Annotated in this window: 22 protein-coding genes, 1 tRNA gene and 1 pseudogene; 17 read left to right on the forward strand and 7 right to left on the reverse strand. The window is 60.7% G+C overall.

All coding sequences use genetic code 11. The features are described 5' to 3' along the window. Nucleotides 1–229: 229 nt before the first annotated feature. The 12 genes and pseudogenes from G394_RS0100175 to G394_RS0100230 all read left to right on the forward strand — a co-directional run bounded on the left by G394_RS0100175 (nucleotide 230) and on the right by G394_RS0100230 (nucleotide 14,303). Nucleotides 230–1,150: a phosphate/phosphite/phosphonate ABC transporter substrate-binding protein gene (locus G394_RS0100175; protein WP_028575921.1), complete on the forward strand. Its 921-nt coding sequence runs from the start codon at nucleotides 230–232 to the stop codon at nucleotides 1,148–1,150. After that, complete coding sequence (locus G394_RS0100180) at nucleotides 1,147–3,180, forward strand: ATP-binding protein (RefSeq protein WP_028575922.1); 2,034 nt, start codon at nucleotides 1,147–1,149, stop codon at nucleotides 3,178–3,180. Before G394_RS0100175 ends, G394_RS0100180 begins: the two co-directional genes overlap by 4 nt. Nucleotides 3,181–3,261: 81 nt before the next feature. Beyond that, a complete protein-coding gene (locus G394_RS0100185) occupies nucleotides 3,262–3,633 on the forward strand; it encodes a response regulator (protein ID WP_028575923.1) in 372 nt (123 codons plus the stop codon). 15 nt (nucleotides 3,634–3,648) lie between these two features. Continuing rightward, nucleotides 3,649–6,105 carry a PEP/pyruvate-binding domain-containing protein gene (locus G394_RS0100190; protein WP_028575924.1) on the forward strand — a complete coding sequence of 819 codons (2,457 nt, stop codon included), beginning with the start codon at nucleotides 3,649–3,651 and terminating at the stop codon, nucleotides 6,103–6,105. Then, on the forward strand, nucleotides 6,098–7,135 hold the full coding sequence (locus G394_RS0100195; RefSeq protein WP_028575925.1) for a protein-tyrosine phosphatase family protein: 1,038 nt from the start codon (nucleotides 6,098–6,100) through the stop codon (nucleotides 7,133–7,135). Before G394_RS0100190 ends, G394_RS0100195 begins: the two co-directional genes overlap by 8 nt. Nucleotides 7,136–7,184: 49 nt before the next feature. After that, nucleotides 7,185–7,661 (forward strand): chemotaxis protein CheX, encoded by a 477-nt coding sequence (locus tag G394_RS0100200; protein WP_028575926.1) that lies wholly within the window; start codon nucleotides 7,185–7,187, stop codon nucleotides 7,659–7,661. A 90-nt stretch (nucleotides 7,662–7,751) separates the two neighbouring features. Next, entirely contained in the window at nucleotides 7,752–8,909 is a 1,158-nt protein-coding gene (icd, locus tag G394_RS0100205) for an NADP-dependent isocitrate dehydrogenase (protein WP_028575927.1), read from the forward strand. 540 nt (nucleotides 8,910–9,449) lie between these two features. Then, nucleotides 9,450–10,502, forward strand: coding sequence for a type IV pilus assembly protein PilM (gene pilM, locus G394_RS0100210; RefSeq protein WP_084435139.1), 1,053 nt, complete (start codon nucleotides 9,450–9,452; stop codon nucleotides 10,500–10,502). A 15-nt stretch (nucleotides 10,503–10,517) separates the two neighbouring features. Next, nucleotides 10,518–11,102: a PilN domain-containing protein gene (locus tag G394_RS0100215; RefSeq protein ID WP_028575929.1), complete on the forward strand. Its 585-nt coding sequence runs from the start codon at nucleotides 10,518–10,520 to the stop codon at nucleotides 11,100–11,102. Then, complete coding sequence (locus G394_RS0100220) at nucleotides 11,095–11,718, forward strand: type IV pilus inner membrane component PilO (RefSeq protein ID WP_169725509.1); 624 nt, start codon at nucleotides 11,095–11,097, stop codon at nucleotides 11,716–11,718. The genes G394_RS0100215 and G394_RS0100220 overlap by 8 nt, the downstream gene beginning before the upstream one ends. 113 nt (nucleotides 11,719–11,831) lie before the next feature. Next, nucleotides 11,832–12,218, forward strand: a pseudogene (locus G394_RS0100225) (pilus assembly protein PilP); the annotation flags it as partial. 147 nt (nucleotides 12,219–12,365) lie between these two features. After that, on the forward strand, nucleotides 12,366–14,303 hold the full coding sequence (locus G394_RS0100230; protein WP_028575932.1) for a type IV pilus secretin PilQ: 1,938 nt from the start codon (nucleotides 12,366–12,368) through the stop codon (nucleotides 14,301–14,303). A gap of 179 nt (nucleotides 14,304–14,482) precedes the next feature. On the opposite strand, the gene G394_RS17290 is transcribed toward G394_RS0100230, so the two are convergent. From G394_RS17290 to G394_RS0100245, 3 genes are all read right to left on the reverse strand, one after another. Further along, the gene (locus G394_RS17290) at nucleotides 14,483–15,151 is read right to left on the reverse strand and encodes a GntR family transcriptional regulator (protein ID WP_084435145.1); all 669 of its coding nucleotides are present in this window, start codon (nucleotides 15,149–15,151) and stop codon (nucleotides 14,483–14,485) included. Between the two features lie 35 nt (nucleotides 15,152–15,186). Next, complete coding sequence (locus tag G394_RS20480; RefSeq protein WP_084435147.1) at nucleotides 15,187–15,738, reverse strand: PilZ domain-containing protein; 552 nt, start codon at nucleotides 15,736–15,738, stop codon at nucleotides 15,187–15,189. Between the two features lie 364 nt (nucleotides 15,739–16,102). Beyond that, nucleotides 16,103–16,179: transfer RNA gene (locus G394_RS0100245), tRNA-Met, on the reverse strand. Between the two features lie 200 nt (nucleotides 16,180–16,379). Between G394_RS0100245 and G394_RS0100250 the strand changes: the two genes are divergently transcribed. Next, the gene (locus G394_RS0100250; protein ID WP_028575934.1) at nucleotides 16,380–16,682 is read left to right on the forward strand and encodes a PilZ domain-containing protein; all 303 of its coding nucleotides are present in this window, start codon (nucleotides 16,380–16,382) and stop codon (nucleotides 16,680–16,682) included. A gap of 45 nt (nucleotides 16,683–16,727) precedes the next feature. Here G394_RS0100250 and G394_RS0100255 read toward each other — a convergent pair whose 3' ends face one another. Next, on the reverse strand, nucleotides 16,728–17,750 hold the full coding sequence (locus G394_RS0100255; protein WP_028575935.1) for an alpha-hydroxy-acid oxidizing protein: 1,023 nt from the start codon (nucleotides 17,748–17,750) through the stop codon (nucleotides 16,728–16,730). 4 nt (nucleotides 17,751–17,754) lie between these two features. Then, nucleotides 17,755–18,453: a FadR/GntR family transcriptional regulator gene (locus G394_RS0100260; RefSeq protein ID WP_028575936.1), complete on the reverse strand. Its 699-nt coding sequence runs from the start codon at nucleotides 18,451–18,453 to the stop codon at nucleotides 17,755–17,757. A 121-nt stretch (nucleotides 18,454–18,574) separates the two neighbouring features. Here G394_RS0100260 and G394_RS0100265 point away from each other — a divergent pair, with 121 nt between their 5' ends. Further along, complete coding sequence (locus G394_RS0100265) at nucleotides 18,575–18,874, forward strand: hypothetical protein (RefSeq protein WP_028575937.1); 300 nt, start codon at nucleotides 18,575–18,577, stop codon at nucleotides 18,872–18,874. A 49-nt stretch (nucleotides 18,875–18,923) separates the two neighbouring features. Here G394_RS0100265 and G394_RS0100270 read toward each other — a convergent pair whose 3' ends face one another. Together G394_RS0100270 and G394_RS0100275 are read right to left on the reverse strand one after the other, a co-directional pair. Beyond that, nucleotides 18,924–19,508, reverse strand: a complete 585-nt coding sequence (locus tag G394_RS0100270) for an NF038143 family protein (RefSeq protein ID WP_156902352.1) — start codon at nucleotides 19,506–19,508, stop codon at nucleotides 18,924–18,926. Between the two features lie 65 nt (nucleotides 19,509–19,573). Then, a complete protein-coding gene (locus G394_RS0100275) occupies nucleotides 19,574–20,557 on the reverse strand; it encodes an ABC transporter substrate-binding protein (protein ID WP_028575939.1) in 984 nt (327 codons plus the stop codon). A gap of 171 nt (nucleotides 20,558–20,728) precedes the next feature. Between G394_RS0100275 and G394_RS0100280 the strand changes: the two genes are divergently transcribed. The 3 genes from G394_RS0100280 (at nucleotide 20,729) to hysA (ending at nucleotide 24,394) form a co-directional block, all read left to right on the forward strand. Continuing rightward, complete coding sequence (locus G394_RS0100280; protein WP_169725511.1) at nucleotides 20,729–21,496, forward strand: hypothetical protein; 768 nt, start codon at nucleotides 20,729–20,731, stop codon at nucleotides 21,494–21,496. Between the two features lie 390 nt (nucleotides 21,497–21,886). Beyond that, entirely contained in the window at nucleotides 21,887–22,834 is a 948-nt protein-coding gene (hysB, locus tag G394_RS0100285; protein WP_028575941.1) for a NiFeSe hydrogenase small subunit, read from the forward strand. A gap of 15 nt (nucleotides 22,835–22,849) precedes the next feature. Continuing rightward, nucleotides 22,850–24,394 carry a NiFeSe hydrogenase large subunit HysA gene (hysA, locus tag G394_RS0100290; RefSeq protein ID WP_084435149.1) on the forward strand — a complete coding sequence of 515 codons (1,545 nt, stop codon included), beginning with the start codon at nucleotides 22,850–22,852 and terminating at the stop codon, nucleotides 24,392–24,394. Nucleotides 24,395–24,433 lie beyond the last annotated feature (39 nt).

A 24,433-nucleotide genomic window follows, 5' to 3' on the forward strand; every position in this document is an offset into this window, starting at 1 on the left:
GGGTTCAGGTTGAAGTTTGCCGTATAGCGATACAATTTCAGCGTGCATGCATCAAGCTCCCAGGCAGGCTGAACATAAAGTTCGACTCCGCCGCGTACCATCGGGCGTCGATAGCGCAAAAATTCATCGAGGCCGCGGCAGGCGGGATGCGGAAACCTTGTGGTTGTTCGTCGCCCGGCTTTGAAGTAAGGTTGCTGACGCAGCCCGGTTTACCTGTGCAGGAGTGTCCATGATCGTGCGTTTCCTCCTTTTTTTTCTCCTGTCCTGCCTGTTCGCGTGTTCGGAGGACGAGCCCGTGGTCAAGGTGGACATGTCGAGGGTGGAGAGCGTCGCCCCCCCCGGGACGACGGAAGCCATCACGTACGCCTATCTGCCCCAGTATTCCCATTCCGTCTCCTTCGAACGTCACCGCAGGCTGCTGGAATATCTGCGCCACAAGACCGGGCTTTCCCTGCGCCAGATATTCCCCAATACCTTCGCCGAGCACATCAAGATGGTCGAGAGGGGCGAGATCGACATCTCCTTCACCAATCCCTTCGTCTACATCTCCCTGGCCCGTCTGGGTTCGGAGGCCTTCGCCCGCATCGTCGAGGCCGACACCGGCGCGGACTTCCAGGGCCAGGTCATCGTGCGGGCGGACAACCCGGCCATCAACCGCCTGGAGGATTGCCGGGGCAAGAGGCTCATCGCCGTGGACCCCAATTCCGCCGGCGGCTATCTCTACCCCATGGGCCTTTTCTACGACCACGGCATCACCCGCCAGGATTTCCACGAAGTCTCCTTCGCCACGGGTTCCGGCGGCCGCCAGGAGGCGGTCGTGCTGGCCGTGTATGCGGGGGCCTACGATGTCGGCACCATCCGCAAGGGAACCTTGGACGTGGTGCGGGACAAAATCGACCTGGACCAGATACGCGTCCTGGCCGAAAGCCGGCCCTATCCGGGCTGGGTCTATTCCGCGCGCAAGGGGTTCGACCCGGTCGCCAGGGACAAGATCGCCAAGGCCATGCTGGGGTTGCAGATCAGCAATCATGATCATGCGAAGATTCTCTCGGCTGCAGGCATGATCGACATCATCCCCGCCCGCGATGAGGACTTCCGCCCCATCCGCGACCTGATATCGCGCCTGCATCTGAACGAGAATGCGCAATGACGGGCCGCATCTCCCGCCTGAAATTCGAAACCAAGCTGAACCTGGGCATTATAGCCATCGTCCTCGGCATGGCCGTTTTCCTGCTGCCCGTCGTGGCGCGCATGACGTCCTCGGCCCTGGTGGCGGAGAACAAGCTGCGCGGAGCGGCCCTGGCCGAGAGCCTGGCGGCCAGGGCCGTCAACCCGCTCCTGTCTCAGGATTACCTGACCCTGCGCAACATGGTCGGGGAGACAGGGGACGTGGTCTACGCCTTCGTCATGAACGCGGACGACCGGGTCGTCACCCATTCCTTCATCAAGGGGTTTCCCGTGGAGCTCATCGCGGCGAATGTCGTGGCGAGCGGAGAAAAGGTCAGGGTGCAGCTCATCGATACCGGCGAGATTTTCATCTATGACTTCGCCGCGCCCATCCTCGTTTCGGGCGAGCGCATCGGCACGGTCCGCGTAGGCCTGTCCAAGTCGCGCCTGAGCGCCACCACCAAGCAGTTCATCTCCGCCCTGGCCACCATGTTCGGCGGTGTCCTGCTGGCCGCCATGGCTCTCGGCAGCGTTTTCGCCCGCACGGTGACGCGGCGGCTGGCGCGCTTGCGCTCCCACGCCGAGGAACTTGTCGGCGGGAGCCTCGACAATCTTTCCGTCCTGCCCGGCGAGCATTTCTGCTGGGAGATCATGAGCTGCAACGAAAAAAGCTGCCCGGCGCACCACGACCTCGTGCGCAGGTGCTGGCTGGTGCCCGACACCAAGTGCGCCGGCCATGCCTGCAAGCTCGGCCCCAAGCCCGCCAGCTGCCGGGACTGCCCGGTCTTCCTGCAGTCCGTCGGCGACGAGATCCAGGACCTGGCCGAGTCCCTCGACTTCATGGCCTTCACCCTGCGCGACCACATCCGCGGGCTGCGGCAGGCCGAGCAGACCCTGACCAACCAGCAGCGGCTCCTGTCCACGGTGCTGGACATGAATCCGGACCTCATCTCCCTGGTGGACACGCGCATGATCTACCAGACCTGCAACCGGGCCTTCGCCCAGAGCGTGGGCAGGAGCGTGGAGGAGATACAGGGCCTGAACGACTTCCATCTCTTCCCCGAAGACGAGGCCGAGCGCCGCAACCTCGAAGGCCGCGAGGTGCTGCTCACGGGCGGCCGCGTGGACCGGCAGGAAAAGGTGGAGGCTCTGGGCGGGGTCAAGTGGTTCCATGTGGTCCAGATCCCGGTGCAGGACGAGTCCGGCCGCATCGTGGGGCTTTTGCGCATGGACCGGGACGTCACGGACATCAAGGAGTACGAGCAGCAACTGATCCAGGCCCAGAAGATGGAATCCATCGGCAAGCTGGCCGGGGGCGTGGCCCACGAGATCAACACGCCGTTGGGGATCATCCTCGGCTACGCCCAGCTCCTCAAGGAGGACGCGCCCGTCGACAGCCAGCTCAGCCAGGACCTGGCCATCATCGAGAAGCAGACCAAGGTCTGCCGCAAGATCGTGGCCGATCTCCTGGGCTTTTCCCGGCAGGGCGAATCCGAGAAGCGCGAGATGTGCTTCAACAACTCCGTCATGGAGGCCATTTCCCTGGTCCGGCATTCCTTCGCCCTGGATCATGTGGACATCGTGACCCGTCTGGACGACAGCTTTCCCATCATTTACGGCGATCCCGAGAAGCTCAAGCAGATCTGGATCAATCTGCTGACCAACGCCAAGGACGCCATGCCCGAGTCCGGCGGCGTCATCGTGGTCAGGACCAAGCTCAAGACGCCCCAGGGCATCGTCACGCTGGAGGTGGCCGACAGCGGGTCGGGCATCGACGAGGCGACGGCCAAGAAGATCTTCGACCCCTTCTTCACCACCAAGTCCGTGGGCAAGGGGACGGGGCTCGGGCTTTCCGTGTCCTTCGGCATCGTCAAGGACCACATGGGGGACATCCGGGTGGACAGCCCCCTGCCGGAGGACTTCGACCTGCCGCCGCTGCCGGCCGGGGCGACCAGCGGTCCGGGGACGATTTTTACGGTGGACATCCCTCTGGACCACTGCACCTTTCCCTGAGTGCCTGGTTCTCACGACTGAACGAATCGAACCCGCGCGGTCCGCACCCATCCGGGCCGCGTCTGGAACAAGGAGAAACGCATGGCTTCGATCATAGTCCTGGATGACGTTTCCGATGCGGGAGTGCTGGTGAAGAGGATTCTGGAACGCCAGGGTCATCAGGTCACGGCCTTCACCGAAGAGGAGGATGCCATCCGGCACGTGGCCAAGGGCGGGACCACCTTGGCCATCCTCGACATCAAGCTGAAGAAGATGACGGGCGTGGAGGTCCTGGCCGAGCTGAAGAAGCACGATCCCGGCATCCGGGTCATCATGCTGACGGGGTACCCCACGCTGGAAACGGCGCGCGAATCCCTCAAGCTCGGAGCCAGCGAATATTGCGTCAAGCCCATCGACAAAGAGGAGCTGGAGTCCAAGGTAGCTGAAGTCCTGAAAAGCGGGCCCCAGGGCTGAGGCGGGAGGGGCTGCATGATCGCGTCACGTCTGCTGCGTCACTGGTTCACCCGCCTGCTGGCTCCCAACCGTCATATCCGGGAGAAGTACGAACACTTCAAGGAGTTGCTGCGCAGCGACTCCAGGGCGCTGGACCTCGTCGCCGACCTCGACGCGCATCTCTACGGGCACGACCCGGCCGACATGGCGCGGATCAGGTTTCTGCTCGGGGAACTGACCCAGGGCGTGGGCGAGATGGCCGACCGCCTCTGTCTCATGAACCCGCAGGCGTATGAATCCCTGCCCGAGAATCTGGACCGGATCTCCGCGGAGATATCGAGGCTCGTGACGCAACCGCCTCCCGCCGCGGATCCCCCGTATGTCCTGAGCCTCGACGAGGCCTGCGACCATGCCGGACAGGCCGGGGGCAAGGCTGCCAACCTGTCCTTCGCGCGCCGTCACGGCGTTCCGACCCCTCCGGGGTTCGTGGTCACGGCCTCGGCCTTTGTCCGCTACCTGCGCGACAATGCCCTGGAAGAGGAGGTCGAACGCCATTTTCGGGACATATCCCTCTCCAACCACGACGCCATCGTGCGCGTGACCGGGGAGCTGCAGGAGCTGATTCTCGCCGCCGAAGTCCCCTCGGACGTCGCCGCGGAGATCATGGACGCGCTGCGGAGCAGCGGCCTGGAGGGTCGGCGCCTGGCCGTGCGATCGAGCGCCGTGGCCGAGGACGGGGAGATCTCCTTCGCCGGGCAGTACGCCAGCGAACTCGACGTGGCCCCCGGCGACGTCCTGGGCGCCTACAAGCGGGTCCTGGCCGGGAAGTACTGCCCCCGCGCCGTGGCCTACCGCGTGCGGCACGGCCTGACGGACTTCGACACGGCCATGGCGGTGCTGGTCCTGCCCATGGTCCGCGCCCGGGCCGCGGGCGTGGTCTACACCCGCGACCCGGCCTGCGCCGCGGTGGGCGGGAAGGCCGTGGGCGTGTACGTCGTCGGTGGCCTGGCCGCAAACCTGGTCGACGGTTCGGCCACGCCGGGCAAACACTACCTCTCGCGGGAGGCGCAGCCGGACATCCTCATGGGCTGCGCCTGCGAAAGCGCGCCGATGGTCGACGACGCCGTGCTGCGGGAACTGGGGGCGTGGTGCATGCGCCTGGAGAACGTTTTCGACGAGCCTCAGGACGTGGAATGGGCCCTGGACACCGACGGCCTCGTCATCCTGCAGTCGAGGCGCCTCCAGCAGGACGAGGACCGAGAGGCCTTTTCCTCCGAGGAGGCCAAGGCGGCCCCGCTGCTCATGTCGGAACTGGACTGCGCCTCGCCAGGGGCGGCGTGCGGTCCGGTCTTTCACGTGGCCTCGGGGGCGGACTTCCGTTCCATCCCGCCGGGTTCCGTGGTTGTGACCGCTTCGCTGCGGCCGGCCCTTTCGCAGTTCCTGGACCGCATCGCCGGCATCGTGGCCGGCAGCGGAAGCCGGGCCAGCCACTTGGCCTCCGTGGCTCGTGAGCGCGGGGTGCCCGTCGTGGTGGGGTGCGGACCGGGCGTGCTTGGCGAAGGGGAGGTGGTGACCGTGGACGGCGGCGCCGGAAAGATCTTTGCCGGCTGCCTGCCGGGCGTCATGGCGCAAAGCCGCGACGTCGAGAGAATGCACGCCAGAATTCGGGCCGGGAACGAAGACTTGGCCGCCGTGGCGGTCCATCTCGGCCTGATCGACCCGGACGCGGATAATTTCACGCCCGAGGGGTGCCGGTCCCTGCACGACGTGGTCCGTTTCTGCCACGAGAAGAGCGTGGCCGAGATGTTCTCCCTGGTCGGCAGGGGCGGCAGGGGTTTGGGTCGGTCGCGCAGGCTGGCCACGGATCTGCCCCTTGTCATGTACGTCCTGGACCTGGGAGGGGGGCTTTCGCCGCAGGCCGGGGGCAAAGGGCCAGTGGACGTCGAGCACTTGGACAGCGCTCCGCTGCGCGCCATGTGGGACGGGCTGGCCGACGGGCGCGTGACTTGGGACAGCGGCCAGCTGCATGTGGACTGGGAGGAGTTCGACCGGGTCAGCTCGGGCATCTTTCGCATGGATTCCAGGATTCTCGCCAGCTACGCCATCATCGCCAGGGAATACATGCACCTGAACATTCGTTTCGGATACCACTTTTCCATCGTCGACGCGCTGTGCGGCGACACGCCCGGGGCGAATTACGTCAAATTCCGCTTCAAGGGCGGCGGGGCCGCCCTGAACCAGCGCGCCTACCGGCTGATCTTCGTGCGCGATGTCCTGGAGCGGTTCGGATACGAGACCGTCATCCGGGGGGACATGCTCGACGCGTCCCTGGCCCGCGTGGGCATGGAGGAGACGGCAAGGGCCCTGCACGCCTTGGGCCTTGTCCTTGCCGTGACGCGGCTCATGGACATCCGGCTCTCGGATGTGCCGCAGGCCAAGCGGGAAGCGGCCTCCTTCATGCAGAGCTTTTTTCCGGAGGCCGCCCATGAGTGAAGCGTACAGGGCGACCTGGGTCACGGACCAGCTGGCCGTGGGCGCCGCGCCCATGAGCTACGAACAGCTCGATTACCTGCGGGCGGCCGGAGTCGGGGCCATCCTCAACCTCTGCGGCGAGTTCTGCGACCTGCACGACATCGAGTGCGCGGCAGGATTCGAGGTCTACCACATGCCCCTGGCCGACGAGGAGGCGCCCGAGCTGGAGGAGCTGGAAAAGGCCCTGGCCTGGCTCGACGAGGCCATCTATCTGGGCAAGAAGGTGCTCATCCATTGCCGGCACGGCATCGGGCGTACCGGTACCGTGCTCAACGCCTACCTGCTGCGCCGGGGCCTGGGGCACCGGTTGGCCTGGTTCAAGCTGCGCACCCTGCGCTCCAAGCCGGCAAACTTCTCGCAGTGGTGGACCATCCGCAAATACGGGCGGCAGAGCCCCAAGCTGACCGTGCGGGAGCCGTCGCTGGAGATGCACAAGGCCGTGGACCTCAGCCCGTTCTTTCGCGACTACGAGGCGCTGCAGGCCAGGGTCGACGACGAGGCGGGCAGGCCTCTGGAAATGTGCGGCCGGGACCACGCCAGATGCTGCAGCACGCCCATTCAGTTGACCATGGTCGAGGCCGTGTACGTCACCCAGAGGATGAACGTCGTGCTCAGCAGCGAAAAGCGCCTGGAGGTAATTTCGCGGGCCGTGGAGACGGCGCGGCGCGAACGCCTTGCGGCCAGCCAGGTCAGCGCCGAGGAGTTCTGCCTGTCCGACGCCGACGCCCGGTGTCCGCTGCTGGAGAACGGGTCGTGCATCCTCTTTTCCTCCCGTCCCCTGCAATGCCGTTCCTTCAGCATGAACGAAGAAAAGGCAGGTAGACTCTGGGAAACGGTGCTCGCCCCCGCACTGGAAGCCTTGTCCCTGGAACTGTGGTTCGCTTTCGCCGGCACCATCGCACGGGGGGCCCTGCCGCATTTCGCGCTGGCGGATGTGGTTTCGGGGCGTTATGTACAAACGCTGTTCCACCTCATGGTGAAATCGCAGTGACACGTCGCAGTTTTTCATCACCTCAAGACAATGAGACAGGTGCATCAATATGAATGATACGATAAAGGGGATCATCGCGCAGTTCGTGGAGGCAACGACATCGGTCCTGCAGACCATGGCCATGACGGAGGCCAAGGCAGGAACGCCCTTTGTGAAGCAGGATGCCAGCGCAAAGGGAGACATTACGGGCGTCATTGGCTTTTCCAACCCCAAGGGCAAAAGCAGGGGGACGATGTCGCTGACGTTCACGGCCGCAACTGCACTGGGTATCGTCAGCGCGATGATCTATGAGGAGCAGACCGAGATCAACGATGCGGTGACCGACGCCGTCGGGGAACTGACCAACATGATCTCCGGACAGGCGCGCAAGGGCCTTGTGGGCATGGGCATGATTTTCGAAGGCGCCATCCCTTCGGTCATCACCGGCTCCGGTCACATCATCCGCCACGTTTCCACGAGCGCCGTACTGGCCATACCATTTGAAACGCAGTACGGACCGATGATGGTGGAGGTCTGCTTCAGCTGAGGCCCCTTTTTGTCAGTTGCGCGATCAATAATCTTTTACTATCCGAAAAAATCCCGGGAGGGGTTTTATTCATTCGTGAGAGGAGAAGATATGAAGCGCAGGGTATATTTCATCGAGGGAGACGGGATAGGAAAGGAAGTATGGGCCGCCGGCCGCCCGGTTCTGGACAGGGCGGTGGAGGTTGCCTATGGCGACGGACGCGGATTCGAGTGGGTGGAACTGCTGGCGGGCAAGAAGGCCTTTGCCGAAACGGGCTCCTACCTGCCCGAATCGACGCTCGAAGCCCTCAAGGGTGCCGACCTGGCCATGAAGGGGCCCCTGGAGACCCCGGTGGGCAAAGGGTTTCGCAGCCTGAACGTGACGCTCAGGCAGACGCTCGACCTCTTCGCCTGCATCCGTCCAATCCAGTATTTCAAGGGCATTGAAAGCCCGGTCAAGCACCCCGAGCGGGTGGACATGGTCGTGTTCCGCGAGAACACCGAGGACGTCTACGCGGGCATCGAGTGGCAGGCGGGCAGCCCCGAGGCCAAGCGGCTCATCGCCTTCCTCCGTGACGAGATGGGCGCAAACGTCGACGCCGAGAGCGGCATCGGCATCAAGCCCATGACGGCCAAAGGCTCCAAGCGCCTCATCCGGCGGGCCATCCAGTTCGCCCTGGATCAGAAGCGCCGCAGTGTGACCATGGCCCACAAGGGCAACATCATGAAGTTCACCGAAGGCGCCTTCCGCAACTGGGGATACGAACTGGCCGCCGAGGAGTTTGCCGGCCGCCTCGTCCTGGAAGGCCAGGACTGCTGCCCTCCCGGCGCCCTAGTGCTCAAGGACAGGATCGCCGACGCCATGTTCCAGGAGGTGCTCATCCGCCCCGAGAACTACGATGTCATCGCCACGCCGAATCTGAACGGCGACTACCTGTCCGACGCCCTTGCCGCCCAGGTCGGCGGCCTTGGCCTGGCCCCCGGGGTCAACATGAGTTCCGAACTGGCCTTCTTCGAGCCCACCCACGGCACGGCCCCGACCATCGAGGGCAAGGACCTCGCCAACCCGGGCAGCCTCATTCTCTCTGGCGCGCTCATGCTCGATCACGTCGGCTGGCACGAGGCCGCAACGAAAATTCGCAAGGCCGTGGAACTGGCCATTGCCGACGGACGCGTAACCGTCGATCTGGCCTCGCAGATGACGGGCGCTCGCCAGGTTGGATGCGTTGAGTTCGGACAGATCCTTCTGGCCAATCTGGAACGGATTTAGGACGGCGCGCGTCGGACTGCGCAGAAATCCCCTACAGGGTGATCCTGCGCGATGCATCCGGTACGTATGGATCATGCCTGCCGTCATGATTCATCGGGTTTGGGCTGTTGAACTACTGCAAGCCCGCTCCTTTCCGGAGCGGGCTTTTTTCGTCGCATAGGGGCGGTGCTGCGAAAGCCAGCCTTGGCGATGCTACATAGTGCGAGGGGATGCGTGCGGCTGATTCTCGACCCTGGAGCCGTTGTGTGATCCTTTTTGGAGCGACGCGGTGCGTATACGAGGCGTGAATCGAATTCAGCATGACGCATCGATGCGGGCATTGTGTGGCTGTTTGGATCGAGTGTGTACGTGTATTGACAAAAAGAGTCAGGATTTGAGCCAAAGCGTCTGTATCAGGATGCGAAAAGTTCTTTAGCTCGCGCATTGTTTTTCTACTCATTATTTCTTGCTTTGACGACGCATTTTGTGTTAGTTAAAAAAGTATCAACGAATAAATGCAGGGTCTTGGGTCGCGAAAATAATCACTGAGGACGTAACGCTGTGAAAAAATTAGGTTTTTTTTCAAAGAAAAACGCCGGCGTAGGATTGGATCTTGGAAGTGAATGGCTGAAGATGGTGAAGATTCGGCCGGGAAAAGGCGACTTGGTCCTGGAAAGCATAGCCCGTTGCCCATGGCAGCCGGGTGATCTGGACAACAGTTCGGCCACCGCAAAGAAGATCAACGGGCTTTGGTCCGAGCTTCAGCTCAAGGAGCAGGTGGTTGTATCATCCATGGCCGGCCATGCGGTCATCGTGAAGCGGGTCGTGTTCGAGGCCGAATCTGCGAAGGCCATCGGCGATACGGTCATGAAGGACGCGCGTCAGTACATTCCTTTCGACATCAACGACGTCTTCCTCGACTACCAGGTCCTTGGCCCCGGTCAGAAAGAAAAGAGCTACGACGTGCTGCTCGTGGCCAGCAAGAAGAAGGTGGTGCAGAATCTGAGCGACGTCATTTCGCAATCGGGCCTTTCCCTGTCGGTGATCGACGTTGACTCCTTCGCCCTGTGCAACAGCTTCGAACACAATTATCCCGAGTTTCAGGAAAAGCCCGTCTATCTTCTCGACATAGGCGGCGCGCAGAGCGTTTTTTGCATCTACCACAACGGCCAGCCTTCCTTTTTGCGCGAGGTTTCCTTTGGCGGCAGGGCTGTCACGGAGTCTCTCGCATCCATTCTGAACATCAAGCGTCTGGACGCGGAGCGCATCAAGCTCAGCGGAAAGGACGATCTCGGGGAAAAGGAACTGCGGTCCATCTCCGAGGCCGTGAACAAGATTTTCAAGAACTGGTGCGACGAACTGAGGCGCCTCATCGGATTTTATCATTCGTCATCGAGTAACGTAACTCCTGCTGAATCTCTTTACTTGTCCGGGGGAGGGGCATTGCTTGGAGGGCTTCGGGATGTTTTTCATAAGGAATTGAATCTTGAAGTGCATTATCACAATCCTTTCCGCAAAATTTACGTTGATAACAATACGTTCCAGAAAGAGTACCTTGATGAGATAGGACCACAGATGGTTGTTCCTTTCGGCCTTGCCTTGAGAGCAATTTAATACTGGAAACTTATTATGATAAAAATCAATTTACTCCCTCAGCAAAAACGATCGAAGTCGACCAATGTCGAAAAAGGCGCAGTCTTCTTCATTCTGGGAATTTTGTTGATGCTTGGGTCTGTCTATGGTGTCGATTATTATTTTTCTTCAGAACTCAGTACGCTGCAGGCATCCGTGGCCGCGAAGCAGCAAACGAAGGCGCTGCTTGAAAAAGAGGTCGCCATCGTCAACAGCGTCATTCAGGAACTCAAGGACATAGAGACGCGGATCAAGGTCATCAAGGACATCCGCCTGCGCCAAGGACTTCCCGTCAAATACATCGACGAGATCGTCGTGAACATGCCCAAGGACAAGATGTGGTTCGAGACTTTCACGATTAACGCCAACGGCAATATCGCCCTGAGCGGGGTCGCCTTGGACAACCAAGTATTCGCCAGTTACGTGGAGCGCCTCAGATTGTCGAAGTATATCAAATTGGTGGATACTCGCAGGACGTCCCGCCGGGCCGTGGACGGGCTCGGGTTGGTGGCCTTCGAGTGCTCCGTGATGGCCCAGGAGTATTTTGAAAACACAAATACGAATGGAACGACAAATGGATAAATCCGCAGTTTCCAAAAAATTAGGTGCGTTGTCCGCCCTGCAGAAGTTTCTGATATTTCTGGGCCTGACGCTCGCGGTCTACGGTGGGTACTGGTACTTCATCCTGGACGACAAGCTCACCCAGATCGCCAAGGCCACGCAGGAGATCGAAAAGCTCGACAAGGACATCGCCATGTTCAGGGCGCAGGTCGCGAACCTGCCCGAGTTGCGTCGCAGCCTGGAATTGCGGAAGAAGGAGCTGTACTACGCCAAGACGCTTCTGCCCGAAGACGCCAGGGCGCTGGAGATGCTCCTGTCCTCCTTCGAGCAGCTCGGGCGCGACGAAAACGTGGAATTCATCCTGTTCCAGCCCGGCGCCGAGCAGGTCCAGGAGTTCTACGCCACGAGGAGCATCCAGCTGCAGATCAGCGGGACCTTCCACCGTCTGGTGACCTACTTCGACCGGCTGTCCAGGCTGGATCGCCTCGTCAGCATCCAGAATGTCACCTTCAGCCCGGTGTCCGACTTCTCCCCGACGGAGAAATATCTGAACACCAGCCTGACGCTGCAGGTTTACAGGGCCCTGACCGAGGCGGAAATCAAGGCGCGTGAAGCCGCAAAACAAGCAAAAAAGTGACGCAGCCATGAAAGCACTTCTTTTACTCCCCACCCTGGTCCTTTTCCTCTGCGTCTCGGCCAGCGCGCAGACGCCCCAAGCCGGTCAACCCGACGGGGAATTCCCCGACTGGATCACGTTCCCGTACCCCCCCCTACAGCGGGGCGGGGAAAATCGATCCCTTCGTCTCGTTCATCAAGATTCGTGAATTCGAAGCGATGCAGGCGGCCAAGAAGGCCAAGCTCGAAAAGAAGGCGACCACTCCTCTGGAGACGGTCGACGTCCACAGCCTGAAGCTCATCGGCATCCTGAACAAGGGCGCCGGGGTTTCCCTGGCCATGGTCGAACTGCCTGACGGCAAGAGCTACCTGATACGCCCCGGTATGACCATAGGACTCTATGACGGTGTCGTGACATCCATCGGAAACGAAATGCTCGTTGTTGAAGAGGATGTCATCGACGTATTCGGTGAAGCGAAAAAGAGAACAATTAATTTAAGATTGCGGCAAGAGAAGGAGTAGAGTGCTATGAAGATTTTCAGAGCGATATCTGGATTCTTACTTGTAAGTTGTATCGTTGTGCTGACTTCATGCGCAACACACTCCAAGCCTGCCCTCACCGATACCGGTACCGCGGATGCCCAGCAGCCCGCCTCCGGTCGTGAAGCCGTGCTGTCGGAATCCCTGGGCAAGACCATGATCGACGTGCCCATCGACGCGGGAACGCAGCTCTATGCGGACTTCGACGGGGACAAGCTCGTGAAGATCCTCTTCACTCCCGGTGTCACGGATTTCGTTCTGCCCCTCAACGAGACGGCACTGGTCAGCCGGCTCGAAAAGGAGATGGACGGCGGACAGGTCAAGGCGCTGAACGTCTTCCTGAATTCCAAGAGCAAGTTCCTGCTCTCCCGCCAGTCCGACAGCCTCGGGCGGTTGATGCTCGTTTCCGATGACATCCCGGCCCCGGAGCTGCCGAAGAACGTCATCAGTACCCTCAATTTCAAGCCGACGAAGGATTCGTTGCAGGTCGTGACCTATTCGAGCCTGCCCTTCGAGGTCGTGCCCGAGCAGGCCGACGGGTTCAAGCTGACGTTCCGCAAGGCGCAATTCCAGCCATCCCTGCTCAAGAAGTATGACGTGAGCAAGCTCGGCACCAAGATCGAGACCGTGACCGCCTATAACGACAAGGACGGCAACGCCTATCTGGTCTTTGCCGGCGCCGAGAACCCGGCTCTGTCCGTGCTGCGCAAGGGCGATGAAACGTATGTCCTCGTCAAGACCGGCAAGTCCGCCCAACCCGCGGCCATGGCCGACGTCGACAAGGCTGCATCCGATGACCCGGTGTACAAGGAGAGCGAGATCCAGGAGCTGAACACGCTCTTTCCGGGCATGAAGGAAAACTACACGGGTGAGAAGATTTCCATCGACCTGCAGAACGCTTCCGTCGAACAGGTATTGCGCCTCATTTCCGAAATCAGCGGTTACAACCTCATCCTCGACGACGACATTTCCGGGAACATCTCCCTCAAGCTTGTGGACATCCCCTGGGATCAGGCCCTTGACCTCGTGCTGCTGCAGAAGAATCTGGGCATGGTCATCAAGGGCAACATCATGCGCATCGCCTCGGCCACGAAGCTCGAAGCCGAACGCGCCCAGTTGCAGAAGGCCCGCGAGGCGGCCATCCAGGCCCAGGAGAGCATGCGCAACCTGGCCCCGCTGAAGACCGAGTACATCCAGATCAACTACAACACGGCCGCCGAATTCGAGGGCAAGGTCAAGACCCTGCTGACGCCGAACCGCGGCACCGTTTCCTCCGATCCGCGCACGAACATCCTGATCGTGACCGACACCGAGGAGACCCTCGACCGGATCGACAGCTTCATCAAGAAGCTGGACCGGGCCGAGCGCCAGGTCATGATCGAGGCCCGCCTTGTCTACGCCACCGACGAATTCCAGCGCAGTTTGGGCGTCAAGTGGGGCACGACCTATCAGACCGAAACCACTCCGAATCTGCCGAATGAACAATGGCGCGGCACCTTCACGTCAACCGGCTTGAACGCCATCAACACCGCCAACGGCATAACGTTGGGCGGAACAGTCGGCAAATTCCTCGGTGAGGACCTTTTCGCCTTGGATGCATCCTTGCAGCTTGGTGAGCAGAAGAACCTGGTCAAGACCATATCCTCGCCGCGTGTCCTCACCCTGAACAACAACCGTGCGGAAATTCAGCAGGGCACGAAGCTCGCAACGGCCACGGAGTCGGAAAGCGGCGGTACGACGACCGAATACGAAGAAGCGGTGCTGAAGATATCGGTGCTGCCGCAGATTACGCCTGACAACAAATTGATCCTCGACCTCGACATCAGCGACGACAGCCCCAAGAGCGACGGCCGGGACATCGACACCAAGTCGACCAAGACGAAAATGATGGTCAGCGACCGCGAGACCATCGTCATAGGCGGCGTACTCAAGACGACGGAAACTTCCGAGAAGAGCCAGATTCCCGGACTGGGTGACGTTCCCGGCCTGGGCTGGCTGTTCAAGAACAAGTACGACACGAAGAACAAGGCCGAACTCCTGATCTTCATCCAGCCGCGAATTCTGTAGCCGGTTGAGAATTCAATCCTCAAGGCCGCCTGTCACTAGGCGGCCTTTTTTTTCGCGCATACCGCACGGTCACCAATCTGAATACAAAGAAAAAGGCATGTGCCGCTTACGTTGCTGCGGTACATGCCTTCGTGCAACCAGGCTCGGGACCGTGGTTGGGCTATGTTCGTCCGAAACCGTCAGTCGGATATTTTTTCAGGGAAGAGGGTGTTGGCGTCGAAGTAATGGCCGCGCACGCATTGGGCATAGGCGTTGATGTCGGCGCCAGCGATGGCCTCGTACATCATGCGGTGCTTGTCAACTTGTGCATTGAGCAGGGACGCAGCGTGGTCGTAGTAGACCGCGATATAGGTCCAGTAGTAGTTGCCGAGGGAGTGCCAGGCCTTGGCCAGAGATTCGCTGTGGGCGCCCTGGACGATGGCGAGATGAAAGGCCATGTCGTTCTTGCGCATGTTCTTGGTGTCGTTCATTTCGACGCAGACGGCCATGTTGTCGACACAGTTCTTGAGGTAGTCGAGGTCCAGGTATCTTGAGCGGTGCTTGATCACGCTCCAGCGGACAGCGAGGGCCTCGATTTCGGTGCGCACGTCATAGTAGTCGTTGAGTTGTTCCTTGCTCAGCGTCCTGATCCGCGTTCCCTTGTACGGCTCTGTCTCCAGAACGCCCTGCGCGATAAGGTCCCGGATGGCTTCGCGTACGGCTCCCTGGCTGATGGACAGCTCGCGGGCGAGTTTGGATTCTATGATCTTGTCGCCAGGATTGAGGTCTCCGCGCAAGATGGATTCCATGAGGTATTCTGCAACGTCGTCGCGCAATACCCTTCTTTTCAACAAACTTTTCGTTTCCATTGTCAATATCCTTGCATGCAGTCAGGAAGCTGTAGTCACCTGTGCCTCTTTTTTGCGAGGCTGTCATTCGTCAGATTGCAGTTCGTCAGGAAATGCTTGATAATGTTTTCTTCGACAGGATTCGTAGATTTGAAATGAGCGACAAGCATAGTTTCCCCATGAAGATAGCTTGCCCTCACAAAACGACATGGAAGCAGCATTGGATGGTCGCAATGAGGGAGAGAAAAAAGAATTTCAAACCCACTTTGAAACGCATGCTCGGCGTGAACATTTTTCAAAAGAATCTGCATCGAAGATAAGGACATGTCTACAATCGTACCATGATAGAAAAAAGCAGATTCATCTTTTGTTGAGAATATGACAGCTGAAATAGAACACTGCTTTCGTTGACATTGCCGTTTTTCATCAGGAGAAGTCATGGGCGCTTCCTGACGCAGAACATGTTCCGTGAGAACGTCTTCGATCAGAGATGAAATTGTCTTGTTTTCGATCCGACAGGCAGCCTTGAGTTTAGCGAGCGTGAGTTCATCGGTACGAAATGAAATTTTGGTATTTTTGCGTGGAGCGGATTTTTCAAGAGCGTCCATGATGCACCAGGACCTGCCGGATCACGAGTCACAAGTTTATTTGTTCAATAATTTTTTTTAGTTATTTCATAATTCCGATTGGGTTTCAATAATCTTTTTTCTGTAATAGTTTTCAGGTTCCCGGTGATCCGTGCGCGCGGCACTGAAACGCGGCTGCGAGTGTTGCATGAGTACTGGGCGCAGACTGCAATGATCCTGGGGGAGTGCGATTATTTTCGAAAAGTTTGTCTTCGGTATGAAGTTGCGTGAATCTGGTCGGTTGGCACGATGCACCATGATGCAAAAGAGGGGGATTGACGATCCGTTCCGAGGACAAAGTGGAGGCAAAAAAGAAAAGGCTCCGAAAATCGGAGCCTTGAATTTTTGGTAGCGAGGGAGGGAATTGAACCCCCGACACTGCGGATATGAGCCGCATGCTCTAACCGTCTGAGCTACCTCGCCGTATTCGCGGTTTCGGGTCTCCCCGAAAGCGAAGTCGGTTAATATAGAGCGGGCTTCCAAATGGCAAGCACTTTTTTTGTCGAACCGCGATTTTGGCGATTTGCCTCTTGGGCGGGTTTGGGGTAGTGATTAAAGAAAGTTCATCGGAACATGTCCGGATCCCGACGATCGGGTTCCTGCGCATGAGTAAGGAGGTCGATATGATTGCCAACAAGCGCACCCACATTCGCAAGGATTGTCTCGTGCCTGTCCGGTACACCTACGAGGGACAGCACAAGACGCATTACGCCCGCATGATCAACTACGGCGACGGCGGGCTTTGCCTCAAGACCCGGACGCCCATCGAGCCCGGGGCCAAGCTTGAGCTTTCGCTGGAAGGGTACACCCCCAATGAATCCTCCCTCGGCGAGTTCGACCGCTATCCTGTGGCCGTCTGCTGGACCAAGCAGATCCCCGAGCGGGGGCTGCCGGTGTACGAGACGGGACTCAAGTACAGAGGGTAAAGGGCCGGCCATCCGGCCCTTTTTTTGCGCCTTGTGCCCGGGGCCTTACGCCCGGAAGCCGTTCCAGAGGATGTTTGCGGGCATCTGCGTGACGGCCCGGGTGCCGGTCATGACCATGGCCTGCATGAGTTCCGTGCGCAGCGTCTGGGCATAGGCCGTGACGCCCTCGGTCAGGCCACCCATGGCCGCGATGCTGAAGGGTCGGCCGAGCATGACCGCGTCGGCCCCGAGGGCCAGCATCTTCAGCACGTCCCCGCCGCTGCGGATTCCGCCGTCCGCGATGATGGCGATCTTTCCCTTCATTTCCTTCGCGATGCCCGGCAGCACCTTGGCCGTTCCCGGCGTGTGGTCGAGCACGCGCCCGCCGTGGTTGGAGACGACGATGGCGTCCGCGCCCGCCTCCGCGGCCAGACGGGCGTCCTCCACGGTCATGACGCCCTTGACGATGAACTTGAGGCCGGCCCTGGCGATGATCTCGCGCAGGGTGGCCACCGGCTTGGGCGACACCGGCCGTCCCATCTTGCGCAGGGTGATGAGGCCGGCGGCGTCGATGTCCATTCCGACGACGGATGCGCCCGTATCCCTGGCCTTGGCGAGCTTGTCATAGAGCTCCGCGTCCTCCCAAGGTTTGATGAACGGGATGCCGTGTCCCCCCGCGGCCGTGATGGCGGCGAAGCCGGCCTCGTGGATGAACGGCGGGACCCCGTCGCCGGTGCAGCCGATGATCCCGGCCTGTCTGCAGCCGTCGATGATGGCGGTGATGTACTCCTCTTCGGACCTCTTCCCGCCCATGTTGAAGGACACGCCGCCGATGGGGGCCGCCATGACGGGCATGGACAGCTTAAGGCCCAGCAGGGACGTGCTCGTGTCCGGCTCCGTGATGTCGTGCACGAGGCGCATGTTGAACGTGCAGTCGGCCAGGGCCTGCACATTGGCCATGAAGGCCGTTCCCGTGCCCAGGCCGCCCATGCCCGGAACCTCGCCGGCGCAGGCCTTCCCGTTGCAGACGGGGCAGACGCGGCAGTAGCCAGTCATCAGGTCGCGGGCTGTTTTGCGAATTTCCTTCATGAGTTCATGCTCCTTTTTTTGAGGTGAATACGATTTCCCGTGTGTGTTCGAGATGTTCCGTCATGGCGGCGCAGGCACCGTCGGCATCGCGCAGGCGCAGCGCCGCCAGGATTTTTCGGTGGTCCTCCAGCGCGTTGCGGCTGCGCTCCGGCGACTGCAAGGTTTCGTCGCGACTTTCGAAGAGCATGTCGTGCATCTGCTCCATAAGCCTGACGATGGCGTGGTTGCCCGTGGCCGCCGCGATGGTATCGTGGAGGTCCTGGTCGATCTCCAGGACAGGCTCCCCATGCCTCACGGCGTCTTCATAGGTGTGCATGAGGTCGTCCAGCCGTTCGATGGCCCGCGGGGAGACGCGCCGCGCCGCAAGGCGCGCGATCTGCGGCTCCAGCAGGAGGCGAAGTTCGAAAATGTCCTCAAGCCTGTGCCGTTCCCGGGCGAAGGCCTCGCCGAGTTGCCGGGCCAGTTCCGTCGGGCTGGCCGCCGCGATGTAGGTTCCGGCTCCCGGCCTGCTTTTGAGCAGCCCCGTCTGTTCCAGACTCTTGATGGCCTCGCGCATGGAATTGCGCGAAACGCCGAACAATTCCGCCAAGCGGCGTTCGGGCGGCAACCGGTCTCCCGGCTGCAAGTCGTCGACTTCCACCAGCTCCTGCAGACGCACGGCAATTTCTTCGTAGATTCTTTTTTGCTGTTGCGGTGTACTCAAGGTTGTGCTCCCGTGAAATTGGTCCTACCAATATTGCGGGGAGTGGTCAAAGGCAAGGGGAATCCGGACCTGTGGATGCACAGGCGTTGAATTTCAGAAAACCAGTCGCGAGGAGGGAATCATGGACAACGCGCGCATCGTGGAGGTGTTCGAGGCCTACTTCGAAAAGTACAAGAAAACGGAAGGCGACCGGACGAGCTGGTCCGCGTATTGGACGGTCTATGCGTCCGGACGCAGCTTCGAGATCAATCTGACCAAGTGCCCCCGGGGGACGCGCTTCAAGATTTTCGCCGACAGGAAGAAGGTCGGCGAGATCGAGGGTTGGGACGCGTTTTTGGGCAGTCTGGACCGGTTGGAGGGGGAATACGGCCCGGTTTTTGAGCGCGGCGATTTCTTCGCCCAGATGGAGGAGATGCTCTGAGCGTGCCGGCGCACTTCCGCTCCGAAAGCGCGCCGGGTCAGCTGGCCGGCTAGCGGAAGATGGCGTCGGCTTCCTGGCGGCGCAGGTCGACGACGGCAACCTTCATCCTCTCCACGACGTTGCGGATGTCCTGGCCGTCCCCTTCGATCCTGGGCATGAGGGATTCGGTGAAGGCGTTCTCGGCCTTGTTGAGGACGTTGCACTGGAGCAGATAATCCGTCTTGCTGCGGTATCCAGACCGGATCAGGGCTTCGGGCGTGCCGCCGGAGGCCTCGAAGAGCGTGCGGTAATGATCCGTGAGGGCAGCCATCCAGTCCTGGAAAAGCGGACGGGATTGCTCGGGAATCGCGCCGGCGCGTTCGAGCAGGCCGGCCGTGTCGATGGGCGCGCCGGTCTCCTGCGAGTCCAAGGCCGCGTCGAGAGCGAGGCGGCGCGGCTTGGTGTAGTTCTGGACGAATTCTTCCAACCCGCTCGAATATTGTTTCATTTTCTGCGCGAAAAAGACGAAGAAGACCGGGACAAAGATCATCCACAAGGGCGGCTTGGGCTTGTCGAGCACGAAGGCGGCCAGTTTGTGGGCAAATTTCTTCTCGTACTCCAGGATGAGCTGCTTTTTTTGGGCTGTTGTGGTCATGGGCATGTTCAGTAGTAAGCGGGCCATCGGCGGTCAAGGCCGGTTTTCGGATCCGTCGGCGCTGCTCACGGGACCATGACGGCCTGTGCGCGTATCGCGTCGGGCAATTTGATCCCGAACCGGTCCAGTTCAAACGCGCTGAACGTGTACGTTCCGGCCTGGGCGGTTTGGGGGAGTATTGACGAGGGCGGGGTCCCGGCCAGTATCCGGCAGGCGATTTTCCCTGCCGCCTGCCCCTGGTCGAAAGCGCTCAGCACATGCCCGCCGATGGTCTTTCCCTTGCCCACTGCGAAATCCCAGAAGGCGAAGATCGGAACGGGCGTGTTGGCGTTGGCCCAGGCCAGGACCTCGTCCTCGGGCACGTGCTTGCCGGCGCTGTCGCGCAGGGTGTGGTACAGCCCGATGTAGACCGTGTCGAACCCTTCGGCCTTGGCGTTCAGAAGCGCCTCCCGCCAGTTGTCGAGCAGGGAGAACTGCTTCAGCTCAACCTGCACCTTGCCGAGGTTGAGCCTTGATTTTCCCTCAAAGGCCTCGTGGACCACCGCGTCGGACGTCGCGTCGGAGTCGAAGAGAATGAGGACCTTGGTGTCGTCGGTGTTCACGAGTTTGCACATGGAGTGCAGGGAGCGTTTGAGCAGGGGGCGTTCGAGGACCCCTGTCATGTTCGGGGCGGGAAAGAGCCCGTAGTCGCGCGGGTTGCGGTTGATCCCGAGGTACACCACGGGGGTGGGGCCGTTTTTCAGCCGGGGGCCAAGGTATTTGGCCGCGTTGTCGTCGCAGAGGATGATGAGGCTCCACGCCGCGGCTCTGATTTCCTCCCAGACCGCGTCGGCCCGCGCGCGGTGTTCGGCCTGCGGCGTGCGCTTGGTGTCGAGGTAGAAGTGGCGGATGGCCGCGCCACGTGGCAGGGATTGCAGCAGTCCTTCGGTGAGGCTTTGTTCCCAGGCGTACTCCTTGTGGTAACTGTGGATGATGCTTATAGTGCATTCGGAAAAGGCGGCGGAAGTGTCGAAGAGGATTGCAAGAAACGCTGTGAGAAGAATTCGCATTGCTTCCCCCGGTGGTGGATGTGAGCCGTTTTTTGAATACCACCGCACAGGCCAAAGAACAACATGAACGCACCCGAGTTGTCGCTTTCCCTTCTTGCCTGCAAGAATGCCTCCCGCCACGGACCGGAAACGGGCGAGAGGGAATCGGACGCCGGGCGACCCGCTGGAGGCGTGCCTTTTCTCGTCCTGTGCGCGCTTCTGTCCATTGCCCTGCATGCGGTCCTTCTCCTGGGGCTGGACCTCCGAACGGTCGGACACGTTGAAGACAGGACCTTGCTGCTCGACATCGTGGCCCCGGCGGTCAAACCGGCGCAGGTTCCTCCCGAGCCGGCGGCGTCAGCCAAAGAGCGGATCGAGGATGCGCCGAAGCCGCTCCCGAAGACGCCCGTTCACCGGCCCAGGCCGGCCCGCCAGCCTGAGGCGGCGGCAAAGGGCGCCACGCCCAGGGCCCCGGCCGCAATCTCCGGCCCTGAGCCGGTAGCGCAAACCCCTCCGCCCGAGCCCCGGCTCCCCGAATCCGCCGCGCAGAACGCGGTGCCCATCGGACAGGTGGCGCAGCGGCCCGGTACGACGGTCCTGGCCAACGAGTCGGGGCAGGACGCCCTCAAGCACGGCGCCGAGGCCAGGTTCATGCATGGCGTGGCCACGGAGGAGTTCGTCGAGGAAAACTATGTCGGCGAGTACACCCTGCACGATTCCAGCCGTGTCTGGATCGAGGACGACCGGGCCCGCAGCGGCCATCTCATCCTGCACGCCGAAAGGATGGGATTGCACCGGAAGCTCTACCGTTTCAACCGCTTCATCTATGTCTACGGCGACACGTCCGACTCCCCGTCGCCCATTCTCGGCTCTGTGACCTTCTTCTCCGACGGTTACCACATTCACCAGTTCCTGTGGGAACACAATTCCACGACCGCCTATTTTCCCCGCAGAAAATAACGCCCCCCTTCGATACCCCCAGGTTTTGGCGCAGACGGCTTTCGTGTGTTCAACCCTGCACGTGCGCCGGTGGCGCCACGACGCGAAAGGTCAACGAAGTTCGCCGGCTCGGTGGACCATGGGGTGCGCGTGCCGCAATTCATGGTTGATTGACCAGTGTAATCGGGAATTCGTAATACTCTAGTCAAAAAAGGTGTCACCTGTCGCGTCCCAATTTTGAAGGGCCCCTCGCATTTCGCGCGATGTCCTACACCGCCGTATGCAGATTGCAACAATCGTGAATTTCGATCCAAAGCGCGTTGACACATTGAATATTTAGAGGATATCGAAGCGCTCGTGAAAAAAAGGCCGAAGTCTCTGCACGCTATTACCTTTTTGAAGGAGGAGGGTATGAGTTTAAGCAGACGTGAGTTCGTCAAACTGTGCTCCGCAGGTGTCGCCGGACTGGGCATTTCCCAGATCTATCATCCGGGCATCCTGCATGCCATGACCGAAGGGGCGAAAAAAGCCCCGGTCATCTGGGTACAGGGTCAGGGCTGCACCGGGTGTTCCGTGTCCCTGCTCAACGCCGTTCATCCCCGGATCAAGGAGATCCTGCTGGATGTCATCAGCCTTGAGTTCCATCCCACCGTCATGGCCAGCGAAGGCGAGATGGCGCTTGAGCACATGTACGCCATCGCCGAAAAGTTCAAGGGCAACTTCTTCCTGCTGGTCGAAGGTGCCATCCCCACCGCCAAGGAAGGCCGTTACTGCATCGTCGGTGAAACCCTTGACGCCAAGGGCCATCACCACGAAGTGACCATGGCCGAGCTGATCAGGGACCTTGCGCCCAAGTCCCTGGCCACCGTGGCCGTCGGCACCTGTTCCGCCTACGGCGGCATCCCGGCCGCGGCCGGCAACGTCACCGGCGCCACAAGCGTGCGTGACTTCTTCGCCGCCGAAAAGATCGACAAGCTGTTGGTCAACGTGCCCGGATGCCCGCCCCATCCGGACTGGATGGTCGGCACCCTTGTCGCCGCCTGGAGCCATGTCCTCAACCCCAACGAGCACCCGTTGCCCGAGCTTGATGATGAAGGCCGCCCGATGCTCTTCTTCGGCGAGAACATCCACGAAAACTGTCCGTACCTCGAAAAGTACGACGCGTCGGATTTCGCCCCCACCTTCACCAAGCCCGGCTGCAAGGCCGAGCTCGGCTGCAAGGGCCCGTCCACCTATGCCGACTGTTACAAGCGCCGCTGGAACAACGGCATCAACTGGTGTGTCGAGAACGCCGTGTGCATCGGCTGTGTGGAACCGGATTTCCCGGACGGGAAGTCTCCTTTCTATGTAGCGGAATAATCAAGGAGGACGCACGTGTCACAAGCAGCTAATCCCGCCACTGACGGGAAAATCAAGATTGCCATCGACCCGTTGACCAGGGTCGAAGGGCACCTCAAGATCGAGGTCGAAGTCAAGGAAGGCAAGGTCGTCGACGCCAAGTGCTCCGGCGGCATGTTCCGCGGGTTCGAGCAGATTCTCAAAGGTCGCGATCCCCGGGATTCCTCCCAGATCGTACAGCGCATCTGCGGCGTCTGCCCCACGGCCCACTGCACCGCTTCGGTCATGGCCCAGGACGAGGCCTTCGGCGTGAAGGTCCCGACCAACGGACGCATCACCCGCAACCTGATCTTCGGCGCCAACTACCTGCAGTCCCATATCCTGCACTTCTATCATCTGGCCGCCCTGGACTACGTCAAGGGACCCGATGTCTCCCCCTTCGTGCCCAGATACGCCAACGCGGACCTGCTCACGGATCGCATCACGGACGGTGCCAAGGCCGAGGCCACGAACACCTACGGCCTGAACCAGTACCTGAAGGCCCTTGAAGTCCGCCGCATCTGCCACGAGATGGTGGCCATGTTCGGCGGCCGCATGCCGCACGTCCAGGGCATGGTCGGCGGCGGCGCGACCCAGATTCCCACCGCCGAGAAGCTGGCCGAATACGCCGCCCGCTTCAAGGAAGTGCAGAAGTTCGTGGTCGACGAGTACCTGCCCCTCATCTACACTCTGGGTTCCGTGTACACCGACCTGTTCGCGACCGGCGTCGGCTACAAGAACGTCATCGCCTTCGGCGTCTTCCCCCAGGACGACGAGCAGAAGACCTTCCTGCTCAAGCCCGGCGTCTTCCTCGACGGCAAGGACGAAGCCTTCGATCCCAAGCTGATCAAGGAATACGTAGGCCATTCCTTCTTCGACTATTCCGCTCCCGGCGGCCTGCATTACAGCGTCGGCGAGACCGTCCCCAACCCGGACAAGAAGGGCGCCTATAGTTTCGTCAAGGCTCCGCGCTACAAGGACAAACCCTGCGAAGTGGGCCCCTTGGCCCGCATGTGGGTGGAAAACCCCGAACTCAGCCCCGTGGGCCAGAAGCTCCTCAAGGACCTGTATGGCATCGAGGCCAAGAACTTCCGCGACCTGGGCGACAAGGCCTTCTCCATCATGGGCCGCCACGTGGCCCGCGCCGAGGAGACCTGGATGGTGGCCACGGCCGTTGAGAAATGGCTCAAGGATGTCACGGCCGGCGGAGAAACCTACGCCAAGCCCGAGCTCCCGGACGTCGGCGAAGGCACCGGCTTCACCGAGGCCCCCCGCGGCTCCCTGCTGCACTACCTGAAGATCAAGGACAAGAAGATCGAAAGCTACCAGATCGTGTCCGCCACCCTCTGGAACGCCAACCCCCGCGACGACATGGGCCAGCGCGGTCCCATCGAGGAGGCTCTGATCGGCGTGCCGGTTCCGGACATCAAGAATCCCGTCAACGTCGGGCGCCTCGTTCGCGCCTTTGACCCGTGACTGGGCTGTGCCGTGCACGTGCTGCACGCTGAAACCGGTGAAGAACACGTCATCAACGTTGACTGATTCGTATCCGATGGATCATGAAGGGCCGGGCGACCGGCC

Source organism: Desulfomicrobium escambiense DSM 10707 (assembly GCF_000428825.1).
Lineage (GTDB): Bacteria > Desulfobacterota > Desulfovibrionia > Desulfovibrionales > Desulfomicrobiaceae > Desulfomicrobium > Desulfomicrobium escambiense.

Bases quoted from the DNA above. Each gene is read 5' to 3' on its own strand.
- G394_RS20480 (WP_084435147.1), bottom strand. From the start codon at position 15,738: ATGGACGCTCTTGAAAAATCCGCTCCACGCAAAAATACCAAAATTTCA.
- G394_RS0100175 (WP_028575921.1), top strand. From the start codon at position 230: ATGATCGTGCGTTTCCTCCTTTTTTTTCTCCTGTCCTGCCTGTTCGCG.
- G394_RS0100250 (WP_028575934.1), top strand. From the start codon at position 16,380: ATGATTGCCAACAAGCGCACCCACATTCGCAAGGATTGTCTCGTGCCT.
- G394_RS0100200 (WP_028575926.1), top strand. From the start codon at position 7,185: ATGAATGATACGATAAAGGGGATCATCGCGCAGTTCGTGGAGGCAACG.
- G394_RS0100220 (WP_169725509.1), top strand. From the start codon at position 11,095: ATGGATAAATCCGCAGTTTCCAAAAAATTAGGTGCGTTGTCCGCCCTG.
- G394_RS0100275 (WP_028575939.1), bottom strand. From the start codon at position 20,557: ATGCGAATTCTTCTCACAGCGTTTCTTGCAATCCTCTTCGACACTTCC.
- G394_RS0100255 (WP_028575935.1), bottom strand. From the start codon at position 17,750: ATGAAGGAAATTCGCAAAACAGCCCGCGACCTGATGACTGGCTACTGC.
- icd (WP_028575927.1), top strand. From the start codon at position 7,752: ATGAAGCGCAGGGTATATTTCATCGAGGGAGACGGGATAGGAAAGGAA.
- hysB (WP_028575941.1), top strand. From the start codon at position 21,887: ATGAGTTTAAGCAGACGTGAGTTCGTCAAACTGTGCTCCGCAGGTGTC.
- G394_RS0100195 (WP_028575925.1), top strand. From the start codon at position 6,098: ATGAGTGAAGCGTACAGGGCGACCTGGGTCACGGACCAGCTGGCCGTG.
- G394_RS0100180 (WP_028575922.1), top strand. From the start codon at position 1,147: ATGACGGGCCGCATCTCCCGCCTGAAATTCGAAACCAAGCTGAACCTG.
- G394_RS17290 (WP_084435145.1), bottom strand. From the start codon at position 15,151: ATGGAAACGAAAAGTTTGTTGAAAAGAAGGGTATTGCGCGACGACGTT.
- G394_RS0100185 (WP_028575923.1), top strand. From the start codon at position 3,262: ATGGCTTCGATCATAGTCCTGGATGACGTTTCCGATGCGGGAGTGCTG.
- G394_RS0100190 (WP_028575924.1), top strand. From the start codon at position 3,649: ATGATCGCGTCACGTCTGCTGCGTCACTGGTTCACCCGCCTGCTGGCT.
- G394_RS0100270 (WP_156902352.1), bottom strand. From the start codon at position 19,508: ATGACCACAACAGCCCAAAAAAAGCAGCTCATCCTGGAGTACGAGAAG.
- G394_RS0100265 (WP_028575937.1), top strand. From the start codon at position 18,575: ATGGACAACGCGCGCATCGTGGAGGTGTTCGAGGCCTACTTCGAAAAG.
- G394_RS0100215 (WP_028575929.1), top strand. From the start codon at position 10,518: ATGATAAAAATCAATTTACTCCCTCAGCAAAAACGATCGAAGTCGACC.